Source organism: Plantibacter sp., from assembly GCF_059073635.1.
This window is the reverse complement of sequence record NZ_JCACOF010000010.1, coordinates 563882-582668: the sequence shown is the minus strand read 5'-3', so window position 1 is coordinate 582668 and position 18787 is coordinate 563882. Positions and strand designations below refer to the sequence as shown.

Annotated in this window: 20 protein-coding genes and 1 pseudogene; 10 read left to right on the top strand and 11 right to left on the bottom strand. The window is 69.7% G+C overall.

Annotated elements, in window-relative coordinates:
- Positions 1-86: 86 nt before the first annotated feature.
- Positions 87-956: a helix-turn-helix transcriptional regulator gene (locus AC5JOC_RS14965; RefSeq protein ID WP_426737888.1), complete on the top strand. Its 870-nt coding sequence runs from the start codon at positions 87-89 to the stop codon at positions 954-956.
- Between the two features lie 17 nt (positions 957-973).
- Positions 974-1942 (top strand): aldo/keto reductase, encoded by a 969-nt coding sequence (locus AC5JOC_RS14960; protein ID WP_494246691.1) that lies wholly within the window; start codon positions 974-976, stop codon positions 1940-1942.
- A gap of 69 nt (positions 1943-2011) precedes the next feature.
- On the opposite strand, the gene AC5JOC_RS14955 is transcribed toward AC5JOC_RS14960, so the two are convergent.
- A complete protein-coding gene (locus AC5JOC_RS14955) occupies positions 2012-3019 on the bottom strand; it encodes a hypothetical protein (RefSeq protein ID WP_494246690.1) in 1008 nt (335 codons plus the stop codon).
- A gap of 166 nt (positions 3020-3185) precedes the next feature.
- Here AC5JOC_RS14955 and AC5JOC_RS14950 point away from each other — a divergent pair, with 166 nt between their 5' ends.
- Complete coding sequence (locus AC5JOC_RS14950) at positions 3186-3692, top strand: suppressor of fused domain protein (protein WP_494246689.1); 507 nt, start codon at positions 3186-3188, stop codon at positions 3690-3692.
- A gap of 10 nt (positions 3693-3702) precedes the next feature.
- Positions 3703-3861, top strand: a complete 159-nt coding sequence (locus AC5JOC_RS14945) for a suppressor of fused domain protein (protein WP_494246688.1) — start codon at positions 3703-3705, stop codon at positions 3859-3861.
- A gap of 17 nt (positions 3862-3878) precedes the next feature.
- Here AC5JOC_RS14945 and AC5JOC_RS14940 read toward each other — a convergent pair whose 3' ends face one another.
- The 5 genes from AC5JOC_RS14940 to AC5JOC_RS14920 are packed head-to-tail and all read right to left on the bottom strand — an operon-like array spanning position 3879 to position 10557.
- Positions 3879-5195 (bottom strand): glycoside hydrolase family 125 protein, encoded by a 1317-nt coding sequence (locus AC5JOC_RS14940; RefSeq protein WP_494246686.1) that lies wholly within the window; start codon positions 5193-5195, stop codon positions 3879-3881.
- On the bottom strand, positions 5183-7456 hold the full coding sequence (locus AC5JOC_RS14935) for a glycoside hydrolase family 3 N-terminal domain-containing protein (protein ID WP_494246685.1): 2274 nt from the start codon (positions 7454-7456) through the stop codon (positions 5183-5185). Before AC5JOC_RS14935 ends, AC5JOC_RS14940 begins: the two co-directional genes overlap by 13 nt.
- Complete coding sequence (locus AC5JOC_RS14930; protein ID WP_071259104.1) at positions 7453-8304, bottom strand: carbohydrate ABC transporter permease; 852 nt, start codon at positions 8302-8304, stop codon at positions 7453-7455. The genes AC5JOC_RS14935 and AC5JOC_RS14930 overlap by 4 nt, the downstream gene beginning before the upstream one ends.
- Positions 8305-8323: 19 nt before the next feature.
- The gene (locus AC5JOC_RS14925; RefSeq protein ID WP_494246684.1) at positions 8324-9256 is read right to left on the bottom strand and encodes a carbohydrate ABC transporter permease; all 933 of its coding nucleotides are present in this window, start codon (positions 9254-9256) and stop codon (positions 8324-8326) included.
- 17 nt (positions 9257-9273) lie between these two features.
- Positions 9274-10557: an ABC transporter substrate-binding protein gene (locus AC5JOC_RS14920; RefSeq protein WP_494246683.1), complete on the bottom strand. Its 1284-nt coding sequence runs from the start codon at positions 10555-10557 to the stop codon at positions 9274-9276.
- A gap of 140 nt (positions 10558-10697) precedes the next feature.
- Here AC5JOC_RS14920 and AC5JOC_RS14915 point away from each other — a divergent pair, with 140 nt between their 5' ends.
- Positions 10698-11741 carry a LacI family DNA-binding transcriptional regulator gene (locus AC5JOC_RS14915; RefSeq protein ID WP_494246682.1) on the top strand — a complete coding sequence of 348 codons (1044 nt, stop codon included), beginning with the start codon at positions 10698-10700 and terminating at the stop codon, positions 11739-11741.
- A gap of 4 nt (positions 11742-11745) precedes the next feature.
- Positions 11746-13008 (top strand): glycoside hydrolase 5 family protein, encoded by a 1263-nt coding sequence (locus AC5JOC_RS14910; protein ID WP_494246681.1) that lies wholly within the window; start codon positions 11746-11748, stop codon positions 13006-13008.
- Between the two features lie 93 nt (positions 13009-13101).
- Here the strand turns inward: AC5JOC_RS14910 and AC5JOC_RS14905 are convergent, their stop codons facing one another.
- Complete coding sequence (locus tag AC5JOC_RS14905; RefSeq protein WP_244175629.1) at positions 13102-13656, bottom strand: GNAT family N-acetyltransferase; 555 nt, start codon at positions 13654-13656, stop codon at positions 13102-13104.
- 115 nt (positions 13657-13771) lie between these two features.
- Here AC5JOC_RS14905 and AC5JOC_RS14900 point away from each other — a divergent pair, with 115 nt between their 5' ends.
- A complete protein-coding gene (locus AC5JOC_RS14900) occupies positions 13772-14290 on the top strand; it encodes a hypothetical protein (RefSeq protein ID WP_494246680.1) in 519 nt (172 codons plus the stop codon).
- Positions 14291-14376: 86 nt separating this feature from the next.
- Here AC5JOC_RS14900 and AC5JOC_RS14895 read toward each other — a convergent pair whose 3' ends face one another.
- The gene (locus AC5JOC_RS14895) at positions 14377-14739 is read right to left on the bottom strand and encodes a MerR family transcriptional regulator (RefSeq protein WP_494246679.1); all 363 of its coding nucleotides are present in this window, start codon (positions 14737-14739) and stop codon (positions 14377-14379) included.
- A 303-nt stretch (positions 14740-15042) separates the two neighbouring features.
- Between AC5JOC_RS14895 and AC5JOC_RS14890 the strand changes: the two genes are divergently transcribed.
- Entirely contained in the window at positions 15043-15435 is a 393-nt protein-coding gene (locus AC5JOC_RS14890; protein ID WP_494246678.1) for a hypothetical protein, read from the top strand.
- Here AC5JOC_RS14890 and AC5JOC_RS14885 read toward each other — a convergent pair.
- Entirely contained in the window at positions 15416-16300 is an 885-nt protein-coding gene (locus AC5JOC_RS14885) for a hypothetical protein (RefSeq protein ID WP_494246677.1), read from the bottom strand. The two genes, AC5JOC_RS14890 and AC5JOC_RS14885, sit on opposite strands and share 20 nt — an antisense overlap.
- A gap of 22 nt (positions 16301-16322) precedes the next feature.
- Entirely contained in the window at positions 16323-16532 is a 210-nt protein-coding gene (locus tag AC5JOC_RS14880) for a hypothetical protein (protein WP_494246676.1), read from the bottom strand.
- 94 nt (positions 16533-16626) lie between these two features.
- Between AC5JOC_RS14880 and AC5JOC_RS14875 the strand changes: the two genes are divergently transcribed.
- Both AC5JOC_RS14875 and AC5JOC_RS14870 read left to right on the top strand, forming a co-directional pair.
- On the top strand, positions 16627-16986 hold the full coding sequence (locus AC5JOC_RS14875) for an isochorismatase family protein (RefSeq protein WP_494246675.1): 360 nt from the start codon (positions 16627-16629) through the stop codon (positions 16984-16986).
- A pseudogene (locus AC5JOC_RS14870) lies at positions 16983-17039 on the top strand (hypothetical protein); the annotation flags it as partial. The gene AC5JOC_RS14875 and the pseudogene AC5JOC_RS14870, both read left to right, overlap by 4 nt.
- A 234-nt stretch (positions 17040-17273) precedes the next feature.
- Here AC5JOC_RS14870 and AC5JOC_RS14865 read toward each other — a convergent pair.
- Positions 17274-18782, bottom strand: coding sequence for an ABC transporter substrate-binding protein (locus AC5JOC_RS14865; protein WP_494246674.1), 1509 nt, complete (start codon positions 18780-18782; stop codon positions 17274-17276).
- Positions 18783-18787 lie beyond the last annotated feature (5 nt).

Below are 18787 nucleotides of genomic sequence, written 5' to 3'. Positions count from 1 at the left end.
CCTGCCCGGACGGCTTCCACGAGGTCGAGGATGGGTGTCCTGCGGGAACACCCCAGCGCCGGAGGCCGCGTCATATCGTTGTCGGCATGGACAATCGAGACGAGGTGCGCGAGTTCCTGACGACCCGTCGGGACCGACTCACGCCAGAGCAGGTGGAGCTGCCTGGCGGAACGAATCGACGCGTGCCGGGGCTGCGTCGCACCGAGGTCGCGATGCTCGCCGGAGTGAGCGTCGAGTACTACTCGCGTCTCGAGCGCGGGAACCTCTCGGGGGTGTCGGAGGCGGTCCTCGACGCGATCGGCACCGCACTGCGGTTGGACGACGCGGAGCGCTCCCACCTCATGGACCTCGCTCGTGCGGCGAACGAATCGCCGATCCGGGCCCGCCGACGGTCTGCGCCGGCCGGCGTGCGGCCCGGTATGCAACTCGCCCTCGACTCCATCACCGCAGGCCCGGCGTTCGTCCGGAACGGTCGGATGGACGTCCTCGCCGAGAACGCGCTCTTCCGCGCGCTGTACGCCGACCTCTACGCGCTCCCGGAGCGCCCGGTGAACCTGGCTCGGTTCGTGTTCCTGCACCGCGACCTCGCGGAGGCGTTCTATCCGAGCTGGTCGACCTCGGCCGACATCAACGTCGCCATCCTCCGCACCGAGGCGGGGCGCAACCCGCACGATCGGGCCCTGCAGGACCTGGTGGGTGAGCTGTCCACGCGCAGCGAAGAGTTCCGCGTCCGTTGGGGCGCGCACAACGTCCGCCATCACACGTCCGGCGAGAAGGTGTTCCATCACCCGGTCGTCGGCGAGCTCCGCATGATCTACGAGGCGATGGAGCCGATGGATCAGCCCGGCCTGAACTTCCTGATCTACAGCGCCGAACCCGGCTCACCGAGCGAGGAGTCACTCAAACTCCTCGCCAGCTGGGCGGCCACCTCCGAACACCCCTCGCCCCACCACTGACCCAAGGAGCACCAAGCATGGAGTACACCCGCCTCGGAGCGACCGGCCTCCGCGTCAGTCGCCTCGCACTCGGCTGCATGACCTACGGCGATCCGAACCGCGGACTCCACCGTTGGACCCTGGACGAAGCAGCGTCCGCGCCGTTCTTCCGGCAGGCGGTCGAGCTGGGGATCACGTTCTGGGACACCGCGAACGTCTACCAGCAGGGCAGCGGCGAGGAGTACGTCGGACGCGCGATCAAGCGGTTCAGTCGCCGTGAGGACATCGTCCTCGCGACGAAGGTCTCGGGGAGGATGCATGACGGGCCCGGGGGATCGGGACTCTCCCGAACGGCCATCCTCGAACAGGTCGACGCGTCGTTGCGACGACTCGGGACCGACCACATCGACGTGTACTACGTCCACCGTTTCGATGAGGAGACGCCGGTCGAGGAGACGATGCGAGCGCTCGACGACATCGTCCGCGCGGGGAAGGTGCGCTACCTCGGCGCCTCCTCCATGTACGCCTGGCAGTTCGCGAAGCTGCAGACGGCCGCAGCGGTCAACGGGCTGACGTCCTTCGTCGCGATGGAGAACCAGTACAACCTGCTGAAACGCGAAGAGGAACGGGAGATGATCCCGATGTGCGCGGACACCGGCGTCGGCCTCACGCCGTACTCGCCGAACGGCAAAGGACGACTCGCCCGGCCGCGCGGCGCAGCCACGGACCGCTCGAACATCGACGAGGTGGCGAAGGCGTTCGACACGGACGCCGACGGCCCGATCATCGACGCCGTCGAGGAGATCGCCGTCGAGCGAGGCATCCCGATGGCGCAGGTCGCACTGGCCTGGGTCCTGCGGAACCCGACGGTCGCAGCTCCCATCATCGGTGCCACCAAACCGGCCCACCTCACGGATGCCGCCGCCGCGCTGGACGTGCAGTTGACGGACGACGAGGTCGCCAGGCTCGAATCCCCCTATGTGACGCAAGCGCCCTTCTGGTGGTGAGCATCGCTCGGCCCGGGCGCCGGTGCCGACACTGACCGGTCCCCGTCCGGTCGACTGCTGCGGTGCCGCTCAGAGCGTCGTGATCCGCAGGGTGCTCGCGTATCCGTCGACAAGCGCAACCGACTGCTTCCAGTAGGCGTCCTCGATCGCGGCGTCGACCTTCGCCTCCACGCTGCCGTGCTCGTCAGGCAGCAGGAGCAGGACGGTGCCTCGGCGGGTGCTGGCAACGGCCTGGGCACCCGGACTCGACTGGACGACACTGTCGATCAGCCGGCTGACGAGGTCGTTCGCGTGCGCCACGCCGTAGGCGTCTTTGACCACGGTGAGATCGACGATCTCGATGGAGTGGACCACAGAACCCGGGTGGTCACGATGGAGCGCCCAGAGCCGACGGACCGTCGTGAAGCAACCGGGTCCTCCGCTCGCCCGCCGGCTGGAGAGCTCTTCGATTCGCAGGAACACCAGGACCAACGTGGTGACGACGACGAACACCAGGTTGATCACCGTCGTGATCTCGGTGTTGAAGTACCGCTCGAACACATCGCCACGGGGGCCCTGGAGACCGAAGACGACGGCGCGCGCACCGCTGTATGACGCGTGAAGTGCGTGCACGATGGTCATCGCCCAACTCACCCGGAACGACCCGAAGAGACCCCTCCGCGATTCGACTGCCGTCAGCACGGCGAAGAGGCTCAGGCTCAGAAGTTTCGGGACGACCCCCGCCCAGTTCGGACCTCGGGACTCGGGCAGGAACGTCAGGATCATGACGATCAGCACCACCGTGACGACCAGCCAGAACCGGATCCGTCGGCCGTTGAACGCCTGGCAGCCCAGCCAGACGAACCCGACAGCGCCGACCATCGCGCCGTTCCCCACCGCCACCACCAGGGGCGGATGCCCCAGCCCCGTCGCGGCGAGGTAGGAAGCGGTGCACAGGACGGCGAGCATGGAGGCGGTGAGCCAGAGGTTGATGTACCGGCCGGACAGCGACTGACGGCTGTCGACGACGAACAACAGTGCACACGACCCGGCAACCAGCACGGATACGGCGAGCAGGACGAAGGTCTCGGAATTCATCGGTCCTCCGCATCGTCGCGCCTACCCGTTTCGCCAGCACTCTAGTCCTCTCACGCCCTTCGCCGTCGAGGCTCGATGGGTATCGCTCGCACGCTCACGGCAAGACAGCCCCGGTAACGGTCAACGGTCTCCGGCCGTCCGAGCGACCGATGCCTACACTCGTCGCATGGGCTTCTTCCGACGCAAATCCCAGCAGCCACCGATGTCACCCGCCGCGAGCGAGCCGGAGCCCGCCAAGGCTGCCGACCTCGACGACCTCGACGAGCGGGGATGGGACGCCGTCACGCAGGCGGTGTCGCAGCACTACCCGGGTGCCCGCGAGTTCCATGTCGCGTACTCGCCCGGACTGCACTTCGGGTCCGCCCTGCAGGGGTGTTCGGCATTGCCGGGCCCCGACCACTGGTTCTACGTCACCTACGGGCTCACCGAGCTGTGGGGCAAGGACTCCGACGATCCGACGACCAGCGGTTTCGGGTACGAGCTCACGATGCGCGTGCGCCGGTCTCCGGCCGACGAGACGCCGCCCCAGTGGCCGTACCGCGCGCTGATCGTCCTCGCGCAGTACGTGCGCAGTGGGCCGCAGGAACTGTGGCTGGGGGATCGGATCCGACTCGCCGACGGCGTGACCGACGATCCCGACGGCGCCCTCACCACCCTCGCGGTGAGCGCTTGACCCGAAAGTCGTGCCGATCGAGACGCCGAACGGCCGGGTCGCCTTCTGGCAGGCCGTCGCGCTGACCGACGCCGACGTCGAGGAGGCGAAGCGGTCGACGACGGACGAGGTGCTGGAGCGTCTGGCGGTCGACGACCCGCTGCTGATCATCGACCCGGAGCGCAACTGAGTCTCAGGCGAACCGCGTCAGGCGAACCGCGTCAGGCGTGCTCGCTCATCGTCCACGACGGTGAGGGCGAGTTCGCAGAACATCGACTCGGCCCAAGAGAACCAGGGGCGTGAGAAGACAGCCGGATCATCGACGTCGATGCTCTCGTGCACGCGGCCCGTCCCGGCATCCGTGTCGGCGATCATGCGCAGCAGACGGCGACGGTCGGCCGGGGTGCCCACCAGTCCTTCGACGGCGAGCGCGATGGGCCAGACCCGCCGATCACGGGTGTGCGGACTGCCGACGCCGCGCAACACCGAGCCCTCGAACCAGTACGGGTTCGCCGGACCCAGCACGACGTCGCGAGTGGCCGCCCACACGGCCGGATCGAGGACGGTCGGTGCGATCAGGGGGAGCGAGAGCAACGACGGCGTGTTCGCGTCATCCATGATGAGGCTGCCCCCGAGCCCGTCGACCTCGTACGCGTAGATCGGGACGCCACCCGGCCCGGGCACGATCCCGTGCGCTTGGACGCCGGCGACGAGTTCGGCGGACAGGGTGCGGGCGTCCTCGGCCAACGGCATGTCCTGGAGCACCTCGGTCGCGATCTCGGCGAGCGAGAGGAGAGCTTCCGCGGCGAACAGGTTGGCCGGGATGTTGAACCCGAACGTGCACGCGTCGTCGGACGGGCGGAATCCGCTCCAGGTCATGCCGGTGTGCGCGACCGCGGAACCCCGGCCGCCACGCGGCAGCGTCTCGGTGGGGATGGTGGTCGTCCGTTCGAACCGGTACGGAGACGTCTCGTGCTGCTGCTCGGCGCGGAGCTGATCGACGACGGTCCGCAGCACGCCGGGCGTGGGGGCGTCGAGCAGGAATCCGGTCCGTCCGGTCCGGCGCCACAGCGCGTGAGCGAGGGTGACCGGGTAGGCGAGACTGTCGACCTCGTACTTCTGCTCCCAGACCTCGGGGTCCTCGCACACGTCCGCGGGATCGTAGCGGGCACCCGTCGGTCCGTCGTTGAACGCGTTCGCGTACGGGTCGTGGGCGATGAACCCGAACTGCCGGCGGACCACCTGCTCCACGAGGTCTGCCAATTGCCCGCTCTGCTCGACGAACCGCAGATACGGGGTGAGCTGGGTCGTCGAGTCACGGAGCCACATGGCCGGGATGTCGCCCGTGATGACGAACACCCGTCCCGCCGGATCGACGCCGACGGTCTCGGTGAGCGTGGCGAGCAGCGCCCGGCCGACCAGGTCGCCGATGCGGCCGTCGGTCGACCGTCGCACCTCCTCGGCGGCGTCGGCGAGCAGCTCCCGGGTGCGGGCGTCCGGTGCGAAGGCGGTCAGTGCTCCCACCCGGTGCCTCCTTCCTGATCGGTGACCCGCACGACGAGGGCGTCGGACGGAGGATCGTGGCTCGGGGCCGTCCAGGCGACCACCTCCGCAGGAGCGGCCACCGGACGACCATCTGCCCAGGAGCCGAGTCCATCGAGACCGAGGATGAACCGCACGACGGCCGTCGACCGGGCAGCGACCTGGACCCGTTCGACCGCGAGCACACTGCGTCGGCGCGGACGGACGCCGAGCTCATGGCGGCGGCCGTAGAGCGGCACCGGCACAGAGACCGTCCGATCGGTGTCGTTGACGAGTTCGGCGGTCAGCGTGACCGTGCCTCCCTCGCGCAGCGCCTGCGCGGTGAGCGTCGCTTCGACGGGGCGCAGCCGGACCGACACGGCGGAGGTGCCACTACCGAACAGTCTGCCCACGGGATGCCGGGCGTCGATGTAGCCGCGGGCCGTCTCTCGACGCTCGTCGTGGGCGACGGGCAACACGCCGTCGGTCGAGGGGAAGGTCGCCGGGAGCAACCCGCCACCGACGCCGGTCGCGAGGACGTCGACGATCGCCGCGCCACCGTTCGGGCCGGGGAACGGGGCGACGATCAGTGCGTCGGCCAGCGCGGCGAGTGGCTCGAGTGGGCGCGGACGGCCGTCGATCAGCACCGCGATCACGACGGGGGCGGCGGCCCGAGCGGCACGGAGGAGATCGAGTTGCGACTCGGGTAAGGCGAGGCGCGAGAGGTCGACACCCTCGCCGTTGGTGGTGTCGGGAGCGGGGCCGTCGACGGCGCCGTTGTCGGCGAACTCGTCGTCGTAGCGTCGTCGACTCGTCCCACCCAACACGACGACCGCAGCGTCCGCGCCGGACAGCGCCGCGTCCACCTGCTCCGCGGCGTCACCCGGAAGGCGGGAACGGTGCGAGGCACCCTGCGCGTATCGCACGTGGCCCGTACCGTGCCGTGCCTCGAGCGCAGATCGCACGGTGGAGGCCTGCGGGTCGTCGTCCGGCCGCGGCGGCGTGTAGTCGCCGAGCTGGGCTTCGAGATCGTCGGCGTTCGGGCCGATCACGGCGACGACCGCGGACGCGGAGAGCGGGAGGACGTCATCGTCCTGCACGAGGACGCAGGACTGCGCCGCCGCGCGGTGCGCGAGTTCGAGGAACTCCCTCGGAGAGCGACCTTCGGCCGGACCTGCGACGGCGTGCTCCTGCTGCGCTTCCTCGAGCAGGCCGACACGCCGCTTCAGCGCGAGGACCCGGTCGGCGGCACGGGTCACGAGCGCCTGATCGAGGAGCCCGCGTTCGACCGCCTCCTCCACGTGCGTGAAGGCCTCGTCCCACAGGCTCAGATCGACCCCCGCTGTGATGGCGAGTGCCGCGGCGCTCGCCGGATCGGGCGTACTGTCGCGCAACCGGTCCACGGCAGTGCCGTCGGCCATGACGATCCCCTCCCATTCCCAGTCCTCGCGGAGGACCCCGGTGAGGAGGTCCGCGTTGGCACTGCACGGGACACCGTCGATGTCGTTGTACGCCGCCATGAACCCGGACACGCCGGCCCGAGCAGCGACGTACGCCGGACGCAGGTGGATCTCACCGAGCTCGCGTCGTCCGATCGGAGCACCGGATCCGTTCCGGCCGCCGATGCCGGCACCCTGCCCGGCGAGGTGCTTCGCGACCACGGCGATGCGGTCGTGGGCGAGCTGCCCGTGCGGGTTCCGCCCCTGCATGCCCCGCACGGTCGCCTCCACGAGCAGCGCTGCCAGCGCCGGATCCTCGCTGAAGCACTCCTCGGCGCGACCCCAGCGCGGATCCCGCAGCACGTCGAGCCCGGAGACGAGCGCCACGTGCGTGCCTCGCGCCCGGGCCTCGGCGGCCACCTCGGCGCCGAGGCCTTCGACGAGGTCGACGTCCATCCCGGCACCGAGTGCGAGGTTCACCGGGAGCGTGGTGCCGCCGAGCGCCATGAGGCCGTGCGGCACCTCCTCGACGAAGAGCGTCGGGAGGCCGGATCCGCGATTTTGGACGACCTCCTGCACCGTCGCGTAGGCCTCGGCGCTCCGTTCGGGTGGGACGCCGTTCTCCCAGCGCACCTGCGACCACGGGTCGGCACGCAGGACGCCGTAGATCGCGCCGATCCCACCCCACTTGTCGACCTCGCGCCGGAGCACGTCGGTGACCCGCGGGGCGCCGTCGACCCATTCGACGGCCTCCCACCCTTTGAGACGCTGGTTGATCTGGCCGACCCGCTCGCGCAGGCTCAGCTCGGACGACGACCACGTCATCCCTTGACCGCTCCCGACACCAGCGCCTTCTGCATCTGCTTCTGGAGGACCGTGTAGACGAGGTAGACCGGAAGCAGGGTGAGCAGGGTTCCGGCCATGAGGACGCCGTAGTCGGTGCCGGCGTCGACCTTGAGCGTCGGCAGCGCGACCTGGATCGTGCGTTGGGCGGTGTCGGGGCCGATGAGGATCAGCGGATAGAGGTAGGCGTTCCAGAACGACAGGAAGTTCAGCAGGAGCACCGTGGCGATGCCGGGGATGCAGATCGGGAGGTACACCTGACGCAGGACCTGCAGGGTGGATGCGCCGTCCATGGACGCGGCCTCCTCGAGTTCGCGCGGGATGGTCCGCATGAACGCGGTGAGGATCACGATCGACAGCGGGAGCGCGGTGGCCGGGAGCAGCAGCACGACGAAGGTGCGGGTGTGGAACAGCCCGACGGCGGCGGCGAGGAGGAACGTCGGGAACAACGCCGCGAAGGCGGGGATCAGGAAGCCGAGGTTGAAGACGTTCTCGATGACCTTCCCGAGCCGGCCCTGCGCCCGTGCGAGCGCGAACGCCGCGGGGAGGGCGAGCAGCAGGGTGAGCACGAGTGCACTGATCGTGGTGAGCGCCGAGTTCGCGATCGCGAGCCCGAGGTCCGCCTGCCGGAACGCGGTGGCGAAGTTCGAGAGGTCCCACGACGTCGGCAGCGCCAGCGGCGACTCGAAGATCTCCTCGTTCGTCTTGAACGACGACGAGATGAAGTAGTAGAAGGGGATGAGCAGGATCGCCGCGTACAGCCAGGCGAGGGTGCCGCTCGTCAGGGATCCCAACCGGTCACGGAGGGGGAGGACGGTGCGTGATGCCATGAGAGTCTCCTTGGTCCGATCAGTGGGTGGCGCGCAGGGTCCGGCGGATCAGCCACATGCCGAGCAGCCCGAGGACGAACAGGACCACACCGACCGCCTGGCTGTAGCCGAGGTCCGTCTCGACGAACGCCTTGCTGTAGATGAGGTACGACAGCGTCATCGTCGAGGTGCCCGGACCGCCCTGGGTGAGGAGGAGGACGGTCTGCGCCGAGTTGAACAGCAGCGACAGGAACTGGAGCATGGTGACCACGCCGATGAAGTCGCGGGCGATGGGCCAGTACATGCGCCAGGCGATGCGCCAGTCGCTCGCGCCGTCCACCCGGGCCGCCTGCACGATCTCCGTGTCGACGCCGTCGAGACGGGCGGCGATGAGCACGGCCGAGTAGCCGATGCCGCTCCACAGCTCCACGGCGATGATGGCGCCGAGCGCGGTCGACGGGTCGGCCAGCCAGGCGTTGCCCGCCAGGCCGAGCGGCGCGAGGAGTCCGTTGACGAGTCCGTCCGGGTTGAGCATCGCGTAGAACACCATGGCGGTAGCCGGCGCCGAGATGAGCGCGGGGATGAACAGGATGTACCGCAGGACGCGGTGCCCACGGGGCTTCTGCACGACGTAGAACGCGAGGAGGAACGCCAGCACGATCATGATCGGGAGTCCGACGACGATCTGGACGGCGGAGTTGCCGAGGGCCGCCCAGAAGGTGGCGTCCGCGAAGACGACGCTGAAGTTGTCCAGGCCCGCGAACGACGGGGTCTCGAGCATCCCCGGCCAGCGCAGGAAGGCGATCACGAAGATCGCGACGACCGGCCCGATCATGAAGACCGCGTACCAGACGAGCGCCGGGAGGGCGAGGCCGGGGAAGCGCTCCCGGAGCGGAGAGCGACGCGGACGAGCGCCTGGTGGTCGGGCGGAGACGGGTCGTCCCGTCGTGGGGGTGGCTTCGAGCACGGTCATGATGTCCTTTCGGGCCCTCAGGCCGCGTCGTAGGCCTGCTCGAACCGGTCGATGATCTGGTCGGCGCTCGCGGAGCCGTAGGCCATCGCGGTCACCCGGATCATCGGTTCGAAGACCGCATCGGGGATGAGCAGATCGGGCAGCATGACCGGGGTCACCTGGTCGGTGGTGAGCTGCGAGGCCTGCGCGACGAGGGGGAAGTCGGTGCTCACGACGTCCGTGATCCGGTTCATGTCGCGACCGGAGCCGAGGATGAACTCGCTCGTGACCTCGGGGGAGTAGAGGTTCTGGATGAAGGGCTTCAGCAGCTCGAGCTTCTCCGCGCCGTTCGCGCTGATCCAGATGCCGTGTCCGTTGTAGCTCTGGATGACGGTCGGATGGTCGACGACGCCTCCCTGCGAGGGTGTCGGCCACCCGCCGACGGTCACCTCGGCTGCACGCTCCGCGGGGACGAGGGCGAGGGCGGACGACATCGCCGGCACGATCGCGGCCTTCCGGGTGTTGAACTGCGTGAGCTCCGAGTCGGAGGTGTACCCCTGCACGTTGTCGACGAACACCCCGGCATCCCGCAGTTCGACGAAGTGCTCCACGCCGGCGACCGCTCCGGGGAACTCCGAGAGCTTGCCGGAGGAGAACGCGCGGGTGGCCTCGTCCTTGGTGAGGAAGCCCTGCAGGATCTGCAGGAACAGCTTCTGCCCGCTCCAGTCCGATCCTCCGACCGTGACCGGCCCGATGCCCTTCGACCGCAGAGCGTCGGCGACGAGGATGAGTTCGTCGGACGTGGTCGGCACGTCGACGCCCGCCTCCGCGAGCAGGCCGGTGTTGAACGACACCGGCCAGTTGGTCCGGGTGAAGGGGAACGCGCGGAGGTGTCCGTCCTCGTCGGTCCACTCCTCGAGCGCCTCCGGGATGATCTTGTCGCGGAGGCCCCAGTCGTCCAGCAGATCCTCCACCGGGATCGTTGCGCCAAGCCGGGTCCAGGAGAGGGTGCGTCCCTGGAGGTTGACCATGGCGATGTCCGCCTCCTTACCCGCGAGCGAGCTCGTCTCGAAGACGATGGGGAGGTCGGAGCCGTTCTTGAGGAGGGCGACGGCGCGGTCGGTCGCGCGGGAGTACGCGGCCACGACGTCGGAGAAGACCTGGGCTCCGGAGACGGCGCCGCTCAACTGCGTGTGCACCGAGATCGATCCGGGGACACCGGAGGCAGGGATGAGGGGACCGCATCCCGTGAGCAAGGGGATCATCACCCCGCCACCGATCACCGTGCCGAGGAACGTACGTCTGCTGATGCCATCGGTCATGAGACCTCCTGAGAGCTGCGGTGCGTCGGGATGGGGCGTGATCATGTGGTCCGCGTGGCGCTTGTGTAGCGGTACACATCAACGTGCGGTCAATGTATACCGCTTTACAAGATCCGGTCAAGCCCCTACTCTCGGACACGATGAACGACAAGAAACCGGCCCGCGCGACCATCGCCGCCGTCGCCGCCCGCGCGGGGGTCTCCCCGTCGGCGGTGTCGCACGTGTTCAACGGACGACCGAACGTGTCCACGGCCACGGCGGACCGCATCCGCCGCGCGGCCGACGAACTGCACTGGCGGCCGAACTACGCCAGTCGCAAGGTCAGCGGCCGTGGCGGGCGCAGTCTCGGCCTCGTCGTGACGCGTTCCGGCGACACGTTCGAGCGCGACCCCTTCTTCATGCGGCTGATCGCCGGTCTCACCGAGCCCCTTGCAGCCATCGGTTGGTCGTTGTCGCTCACGCTCGTGCAGGACGCCGACGAGGAGCGCGTCTACCGCGAGTGGTGGAGCGAGCAGCGGGTGGACGCGTTCCTGCTCGTGGACGTCCGCGACGACGACCCCCGGATCCTGCAGGTGCGCGAGCTGGGCGCGCCGGCCGTCCTCCTCGGTGCGCCCGTGGACGATGTCGTTCCGGCCGTCACCGTGCACGACGATGCGGCCTACGAAGAGGTGCTGGCGCATCTCGCCGCACTCGGTCACCGCGCGATCTCCCGCGTGAGCGATTCTCCGGGCCTCGTCCACTCCAGGGAACGAGACCGTCGCTTCGTGGAGGCCGCGGAACGTCGGGGTATGACGCCGACGGTGCTGCACTGGGAACCGTCCGCCGAGGATCCCGTCGCTGACGTGCTGCGGCGCTCCGGCCCGGCCACGGCACTGCTCGTCGACAGCGAGGCGATGGCTGCCGAGATCATTGCGCACGCGCCCGAGCTGGGCGTCCGGGTCCCCGAGCAGCTGTCCGTCATCGCTTGGGAGGACTCGTGGGTGTCGACCCTCGTGCGTCCCCGTATCACCGCGCTCGACGCTCCCGTCGAGGAGAGCGCGAGGATGGCGGTGAAACTGCTCGAGCGGCTCGTGAACGGCGAGCGGGCCGCCTCGCAGACCGTCTCAGCGCGACGACTCATCGTGCGGGAATCCACCGCACGGGCGCAGGCCCCGGACCATACCCCGATCGAGAAGGACGAGTGACACCGTGACCGACCACACTCCGCGCTTCGGAGCGAACTACACACCCTCCAAGGACTGGATGTTCCAGTGGATGGGCATCGACGCCGACGTCGTCCGCAGTGACTTCGAGGCGTTGGCCGGTCTCGGTCTCGACCACGTCAGGGTGTTCCCGCTCTGGCCGGTGCTGCAACCGAACCGGACGCTCATCCGGCGCCAGGCACTGGACGACGTCTCGCTCGTGGCCGACCTGGCTGCCGAGTTCGGACTCGACATCGCCGTCGACGTCATCCAGGGGCACATGTCGGGGTTCGACTTCGTCCCGGCCTGGCTCGTCAACTGGCACGACGGCAACATGTTCGTCGACGAAGCCGCCGTCGACGCGCAGGCCGCGCTCGTGTCCGCCGTCTACGACGCCGTGCGGGACCGCCCGAACCTCATCGGCCTGACCCTCGGCAACGAGCTCAACCAGTTCCAGCCACCGAATCCGGCCGCGATGCCCGCTGACAGCGATCAGGTCGCGCACTGGTTGACCAGACTCCTGGAGGCGCCGGTCGACCCTGATCCCCGGCACCTGCTCACGCACAGCGAGAACGATCACCTCTGGTATCGGGACGGGCATCCGTTCCTCCCGGTGCACGCCTCGCGGCTCGGCGACATCACGACCGTGCACTCCTGGATCTTCAACGGCACGGCGAAGCGCTACGGCGGGCTGTCCGCGCAATCCGTCCGCCACGCCGAGTGGATGATCGAGCTGTCGAAGGCGTTCGCGACGGACTCGGGGCGTCAGGTGTGGCTGCAGGAGGTCGGTGCTCCGTCGATGAACCTGGCGGACACCGAGATGCCGGAGTTCGCGGCCCGGACGGTCGAGGCCGCGCTCTCCTCGCCCGGTCTGTACGGGATCACCTGGTGGTGCTCGCACGACGTGTCCCGGTCGCTCGGCGACTACAAGGACCTCGAGTACTCGCTCGGCCTGCTCGACGTGGACAACGCGGTCAAGCCGCTCGGCCGTCGCTTCGCCGAGCTGGTCGCGGACGCGCGTACCAGTGCCGCCGCCCGCGTGCTCCCGCGCACGGTCGGTGTCGTCGTCGAGGTCGACGACCACGATCTCCCGATCGCTCGGGCCGACCTCGCACCGGGTGGCGTCGTGTTCGAGCGTTGGCACGAGCTGCGTCAACAGGGCGAGCCCGTCACGGTCGTGACGTCTCGGACCGCGGCGGATCCGGCTTCGCTGGCGAAGCGTGGCATCACCGACGTACACGCCGTCCCCAGCGCGGGATCTGCGCGGTGACGGGGACCGACGGCTGAGGCGTGGCGAGGGGCGTCAGGTCGGCACGCTCACGGGCCCGGCCGCGATCGCGATCGGGTGAGCCAGTCGACCGCCTCAGCCGCGGTCGCTCGCCAACAGGCCGAAGACGACCGTGTCGGTCCACTCGCCCTTGCTCCACCAGTTCTGCCGGAGGTGGGCCTCGTGCCGCATGCCGACCCGCTCCGCGAGTCGCGCCGACGCCGTGTTCCGCCCGTCCAGCTGTGCAGCGACCCGGTGCATCCCCGGGGTGCTGAACGCGAGGTCGAGTACAGCACCGACGGCCTCGCTCGCGAACCCCTTGCCGCCGTGCGCCGGGTCGAGGACCCAGCCGATCTCGGCGACGCCCCGCTCATGGTCGGTGTACCAGAGCAGGACCTCGCCCACCGGCGCACCTTCGTGCTCGACGATGAGTGCGAGCGCACGCGCCGGGCTGTCCAGGCCGGTGCGCTGAAGCCGCTCGGCACTCTTCGTCCGTGCGACCTCCTCCGTCCACGGCTCGTCGAGGAGGTAGGTGGCGACGTCCGGGCGCGAGTAGACCGTGAGCAACCAGGAGACGTCCGACGGTTCGTGCAGGCGGAGGACGAGTCGGTCGGTGGACAGCGGGAACGTCGTGGGAAGGGAGGTACTCACGTCGATCAACGATACGAGATCACGCTCCGGACCGCGCCGCGGACCTTCCGGACCGCGCGCGGGTGCGGCAACATGGATGGCGCCGACTCGCAGACCGATGAAGGGGACCTCGTTCATGACCGCACCGCACCGCAGCCGACTCGCCTTCGTCTGGGGCTCCGCCCTCCTCGTCGCCGGCCTCCTCGCCGGATGCTCTGCACCGTCCAGCGGGGACCGCGACTCCACGGCGCCGTCGTCGACCCCCACCGCTACTGCGACCGCCGACGTCGCGGACGGGCCCGCCGACTACACGGCGTTCTGCGCGGCCAACCGCGCGGCGGCGACCGCGAAGTCGGGCACCGTCGGCGAGGACCTCGAGGCCGTGCAGGCGCAGGTCACGACGATCCGCGACCTCCTGCCGCTGGACGACGTGAGCGCCGAGGTCGCAGCCGGCGCCGAGGTGTTCGCGACCGCCGCTGAGGAGACCGCCGCGATCCTCGCCGAGTTCCCGGCCGACAGCCTCGTCTCCGACGTCGGGCTCGACCCGAGGTTCACCGAGTCGCAGGCCGTGCAGAGCGCCGCGACCGACCCGAACTATCAGGCGTTCATCGCCTGGACCATCCAGACCTGCGGATTCGACACCGCCGGCGAGTGAGCCGGCCCTCCGCCCGACGGACGACACCGCCCGCCGACGCTGCCGCCGTCACTACGTCTGCGCGATGATCGCCTCGGCGACCACCTTCACCCCGAGCTCCGATCCGACTCCGACAACCCGGCGATCGCGGCCAGCACCGTCTCGCGCCCGCGCGCGAGTTCCTGCATCCGCTCCTCGATGACCTCGAGCTGCTCCCGCAACAGGTCCGCGCGCTGCGAAACGGGCATGGTGTCCCAGTCGCGCATGCGGTTCCGCATCTCGTCGAGCGAGAAGCCGGCCGCCCGACCCGCCTGGATCAGTTCCAGACGCCGCACGGCGCTCGGCCCGTAGTCGCGATACCCGTTCGCGCGCCGTTCGACCTGCCCTGGGCTGAACATGTCGCGCTGCTCGTAGAAACGGATCGCGGACGTCGCCAGACCGGTCCGTCTCGCCAGCTCACCGATCCTCACCGGAACCCTCCTTGACCTTCAAGTGACTTGAATCTCTAGCCTCATGGACGGAAGCCCGTTCCACAACGTCCTGAAGGGTCATCATGTCTCAACCGATCTTCGTCCTCGCCTCCGTCCTGTTCGGATGTCGACTGCTGCTGCTGATCGCCCTCCATGTCGTGCCCGGCGGGATCCACCCCGTCCGAGACACCGTGAGCGACTACGCGGTCGCCGACTCGCGCACCACGCGGACCCTCGCGACCGTGTCCTCCTGGAGTGCGGCTGCCGCCTGGGCGGCACTGGGCGCAGGCGTGTTGACCCGACGTGTCCCTCGGCGAGAGTCGGCTCGGCGTCGGCGGCTGGCTGCTCGTGCTCGGGGGCCTGCTGGCGGCGATGCCGTTCGTGCCGACCGATCGGACGGGTTCCTCGACGACAGCGGGCGGGAGGGTGCACCTCCTGTTCGCCGTCGCCTGGTTCACCCTCGGGTACTCGACCATCGGCCCGCTCGGACGCCTGCTCGGTGGAGCGCCGGGCGCCGTCCTGGGCGTCCTCGATCCGATCGCCGCCGTCGCGCTCGCCGCCCTCGTGGTCTCACTCCTGGTCCGGCCGCTTCGTCCGCACACCTTCGGCTTGGCCGAGCGCGCGTTCATCCTCGTCGTGACGGTCGCGCCGCTCATCGCGAGCGTCGGTCTCGCCGCTACCGGGTCTGGGCGATGATCGCCTCAGCGACCGTCTGCGCGCCGTCGCCGGAGCTGACGGCGTAGAACGTCTCACCGACGGTGAGGTAGAGCGGCGACCGCGGACCGTCCATGCGGCGCGCGACGAGTGCCGATTCGCCGTCGACCGCGCCCTCGAGGGTGACCGGCTCGAGCGCCGCCGCCATGTCGGGCTGGGCTGCCAGCTCGTCGATGATCGTCGCGCCGTCGCGCACGACCAGGATGTCGGTGTACCCGAAGCCCTCCGCGAAGAGTTCGCAGCTGAACGCACCGACGCGGGCGCTCGCCGCATCCTCCAGATCGCCGATCGGCTGGGCCCGCGGATCGATGACGGTGTAGGTGGTGGTGGCCTCGCCGTACTGCAGTGCGGAGACGATCCCGGCCTCGTCCAGCCCGCCGTCGCAGGTCGCGTCGCCCTCGCGTGGCGCGAGCGCGGGCCAGGCGAGCTGAGCCTCGGAGGCGGGCTCCACCGTCGAGAAGGTGGTCTCCGCCGCCGTGGCGAGGTTGTCGAGGACCTCGCCCGCCGGCGTGCCCTCGAATCGGCTGCCGGTGGAGGTCAGCCCGGAGGCGGTGATCGACAGCTCGACCCAGGCCGAGCCGACGGGCGCCGACACGCGCCACCCGGTCTCGCCCGACGAGGTGGTCGCCTCGACACCGGCGATCGTCCTCGTGTCCTCGGACGGTGTGTCGCCGGCGTAGGGCGGGGCCCAATCGTCGGCAGCGCCCGGCAGGATCTCGATCGAGAGGTAGGCCCAGTCGCCCGCTCCATCGCCGATCATCTGCTGTCCGGCGCCCACCCGCCAGGAGCAGGCGAGCCCGCCGGCCGCCGTCAGGACGGCCAGATCCACGGCATCGGACGGCTGCACGGCCTCGACGACGTCCGCCGGTTCAGCAGCGAGGACGCCGGCGACGGTGTCGAGCGATGCGAGGTCGCTGCACGCGAGGAGGTCGGCCGACGCCGGGGTGCTCGGTGCATCGGAGGTCGGCGACGCGTTCGGCGTCGCGGACGATCGCGCACGCCGACGCCGACAGCACCACCATCACGGCGAGCCCCGCGCTGATCCCGACCGACCGCATCCCCGCACCCCTGATCCCCATGCGCCGAGACTATCGGTGGCGCGTGTCGTCCGCTTCCGAGGGAGGATGGAACCGGCGTCGTGCCGATGCCATCACCGAACCGAGGAGTTCCCCTGTGACCACGACCCGTCGCGCCCTGATCCTGATCGACGTCCAGCAGGAGTACTTCGCCGGTCCGCTCGCGATCCAGTACCCGCCGCGCGAGGAGTCGATCCTGCGGATCGCGACCGCCATCGACGCGGCGACGGCCGCAGGAATCCCGGTCGCCGTCGTCCAGCACTCATCGGGCAGCGGGGCTCCGGTCTTCGACCCGGACACGAGCGCGTTCGAGCTCCACCCCGAGGTCGCCCGCCGCGCGCAGCCGTCCTGGAAGGCGCGTCGTGAAGCAGTACGGTTCGGTCTTCGCCGGGACGGACCTCGAGGCGTGGCTGCGCGAGCAGGGCGTCGGACACCGTCACGCTCGTCGGGTACATGACGAACAACTGCGTCATCGCGTCCGCGGCGGGCGCCGAGGAACTCGGTATCGACGTCGAGGTGCTCTCCGACGCGACCGGCGCGATCAACCTCGAGAACGCGGCCGGGTCCGTCGACGCGAAGACGGTGCACACGACCCTCATGGCGCTGCTCGACTCGAACTTCGCCGCGGTCGCGACGACGGCCACCTGGACGCAGGCCCTCACGGACGGCACGGCGCTGCCGAAGGACGACCTGGTGTCCTCCGCCACGCGCGGTGCCGGGTCGCGGCTAGCCTCCCGCCGACGATCAGTCGGTGACGGCGACGTCCCGGAGGTCGAGGTGCTCGCTGACGAAGTCGGTGGGGAAGCCGGTGACGCCGTCGCGCACGACGGTGAGGGTGATCCCGGTGTAGAGCCAGTCTGCGGCGTGGTCCTTCGAGACCAGCGCTGCGGCTTCGCGGAGTCGTTCGTCCGCGACCGCGGGGTCGGTCGCAGCCCTGGCCTCGGCGACCAACGACTGCACCGTCGGGTTGTCGTAGCCGAAGTAGTAGTCCGGGTCCGCCCAGTGCTGGACGTCGCGTGCCTCGACGTGGTTCACGAGACTGAGGTCGTAGTCGTGGTTCGTGTAGACGTCGTTCAACCACGTGGGGAACTCGACGCTGTCGACCGTGAGGGTGACGCCGATGGCCTTGAACTGCGACACCAGGACGTTGGTGGCGGCGGTGCCGTAGTGGTTCGGGACGGTGAGCGTGAGTGCGAGGTCTTCCTGGCCGGCCTGGGCGAGGAGCGCCTTCGCCGCTTCCGGGTCGTAGCTCACGACGTCACTGAGGTCCTCGTAGCCGGGGTCGAGCTCCGGGATCGGTCCGTACTGCAGGGCCGCGGCGCCGCCGACCGCCTCGACGATGGCAGCGTGGTCGATGGCCGTGCGGAGCGCCTGCCGGACGAGGGGGTCGTCGAGCGGTGCGCGCTGGTTGTTGAAGGCGAGGGTGTACTTGTCGGTCGTCTTCCCCTCGACGATCGTCAGGCCGTCGGCACGCTCGACCTGGTCCCGCAGGTTCGCGTCGAGACCGATCTGCACGTCGACCTCGCCCGCGAGGGTCGCGTTGACGGCCGAGGACGCATCGGGGATGTAGCTGAAGACGACCTCCTTCACCTTCGGAGCGTCACCCCAGTAGTCGTCGTTCCGCTCGACGGTGATGCTGTCGCCCTGCTTCCACGACGTGAGCGTGAACGGGCCGGTGCCGTTCGCCGTCGTCGACAGGTCGTTGTCGGCCCCGGCCTGGAGGACGAGCCCCGCACGACCCGTCAGCGCCCACAGCAGGTCGGAGTCGGGGGAGCTGAGCTGCAGCCGGACGGTGCGGTCGTCGACCGCCGTGACGGTCTGGAGCTGCGCCAGGTCGAGGTGGTCGACGAACGCCGCGTTCTGCTGCACCTGCGTGAGCGAGTCGACCACGTCGGCCGCGGTGAGCGGAGCGCCGTCGTGGAAGGTCACCCCGTCGCGGAGGACGAAGGTGTAGGTGAGCCCGTCGGCGCTGACCTCGTGGCGCTCGGCGAGGGTGTCGACGATCTCGTTGTCCGGTGTGCGCGAGACCAGCCCCTGGTAGACGTTGTCGATGAGGACCTGCTCGAGTGCGACGCCGGAGGTCGTCCGGATGTTCAGGTCCGACGGCTCGAGGACGAGGCCCACGCGGAGCGTCGCGTCGGTGTCCGCGGTCGGCGTCGTGGCCGGGCCAGCGCAGCCGGTGAGGACGAGGAGGGAACCGGTGGCCGCGATCACGGCGGTGAGGAGGTGACGACGCAGTCGGTGACGGGGCATGGAGA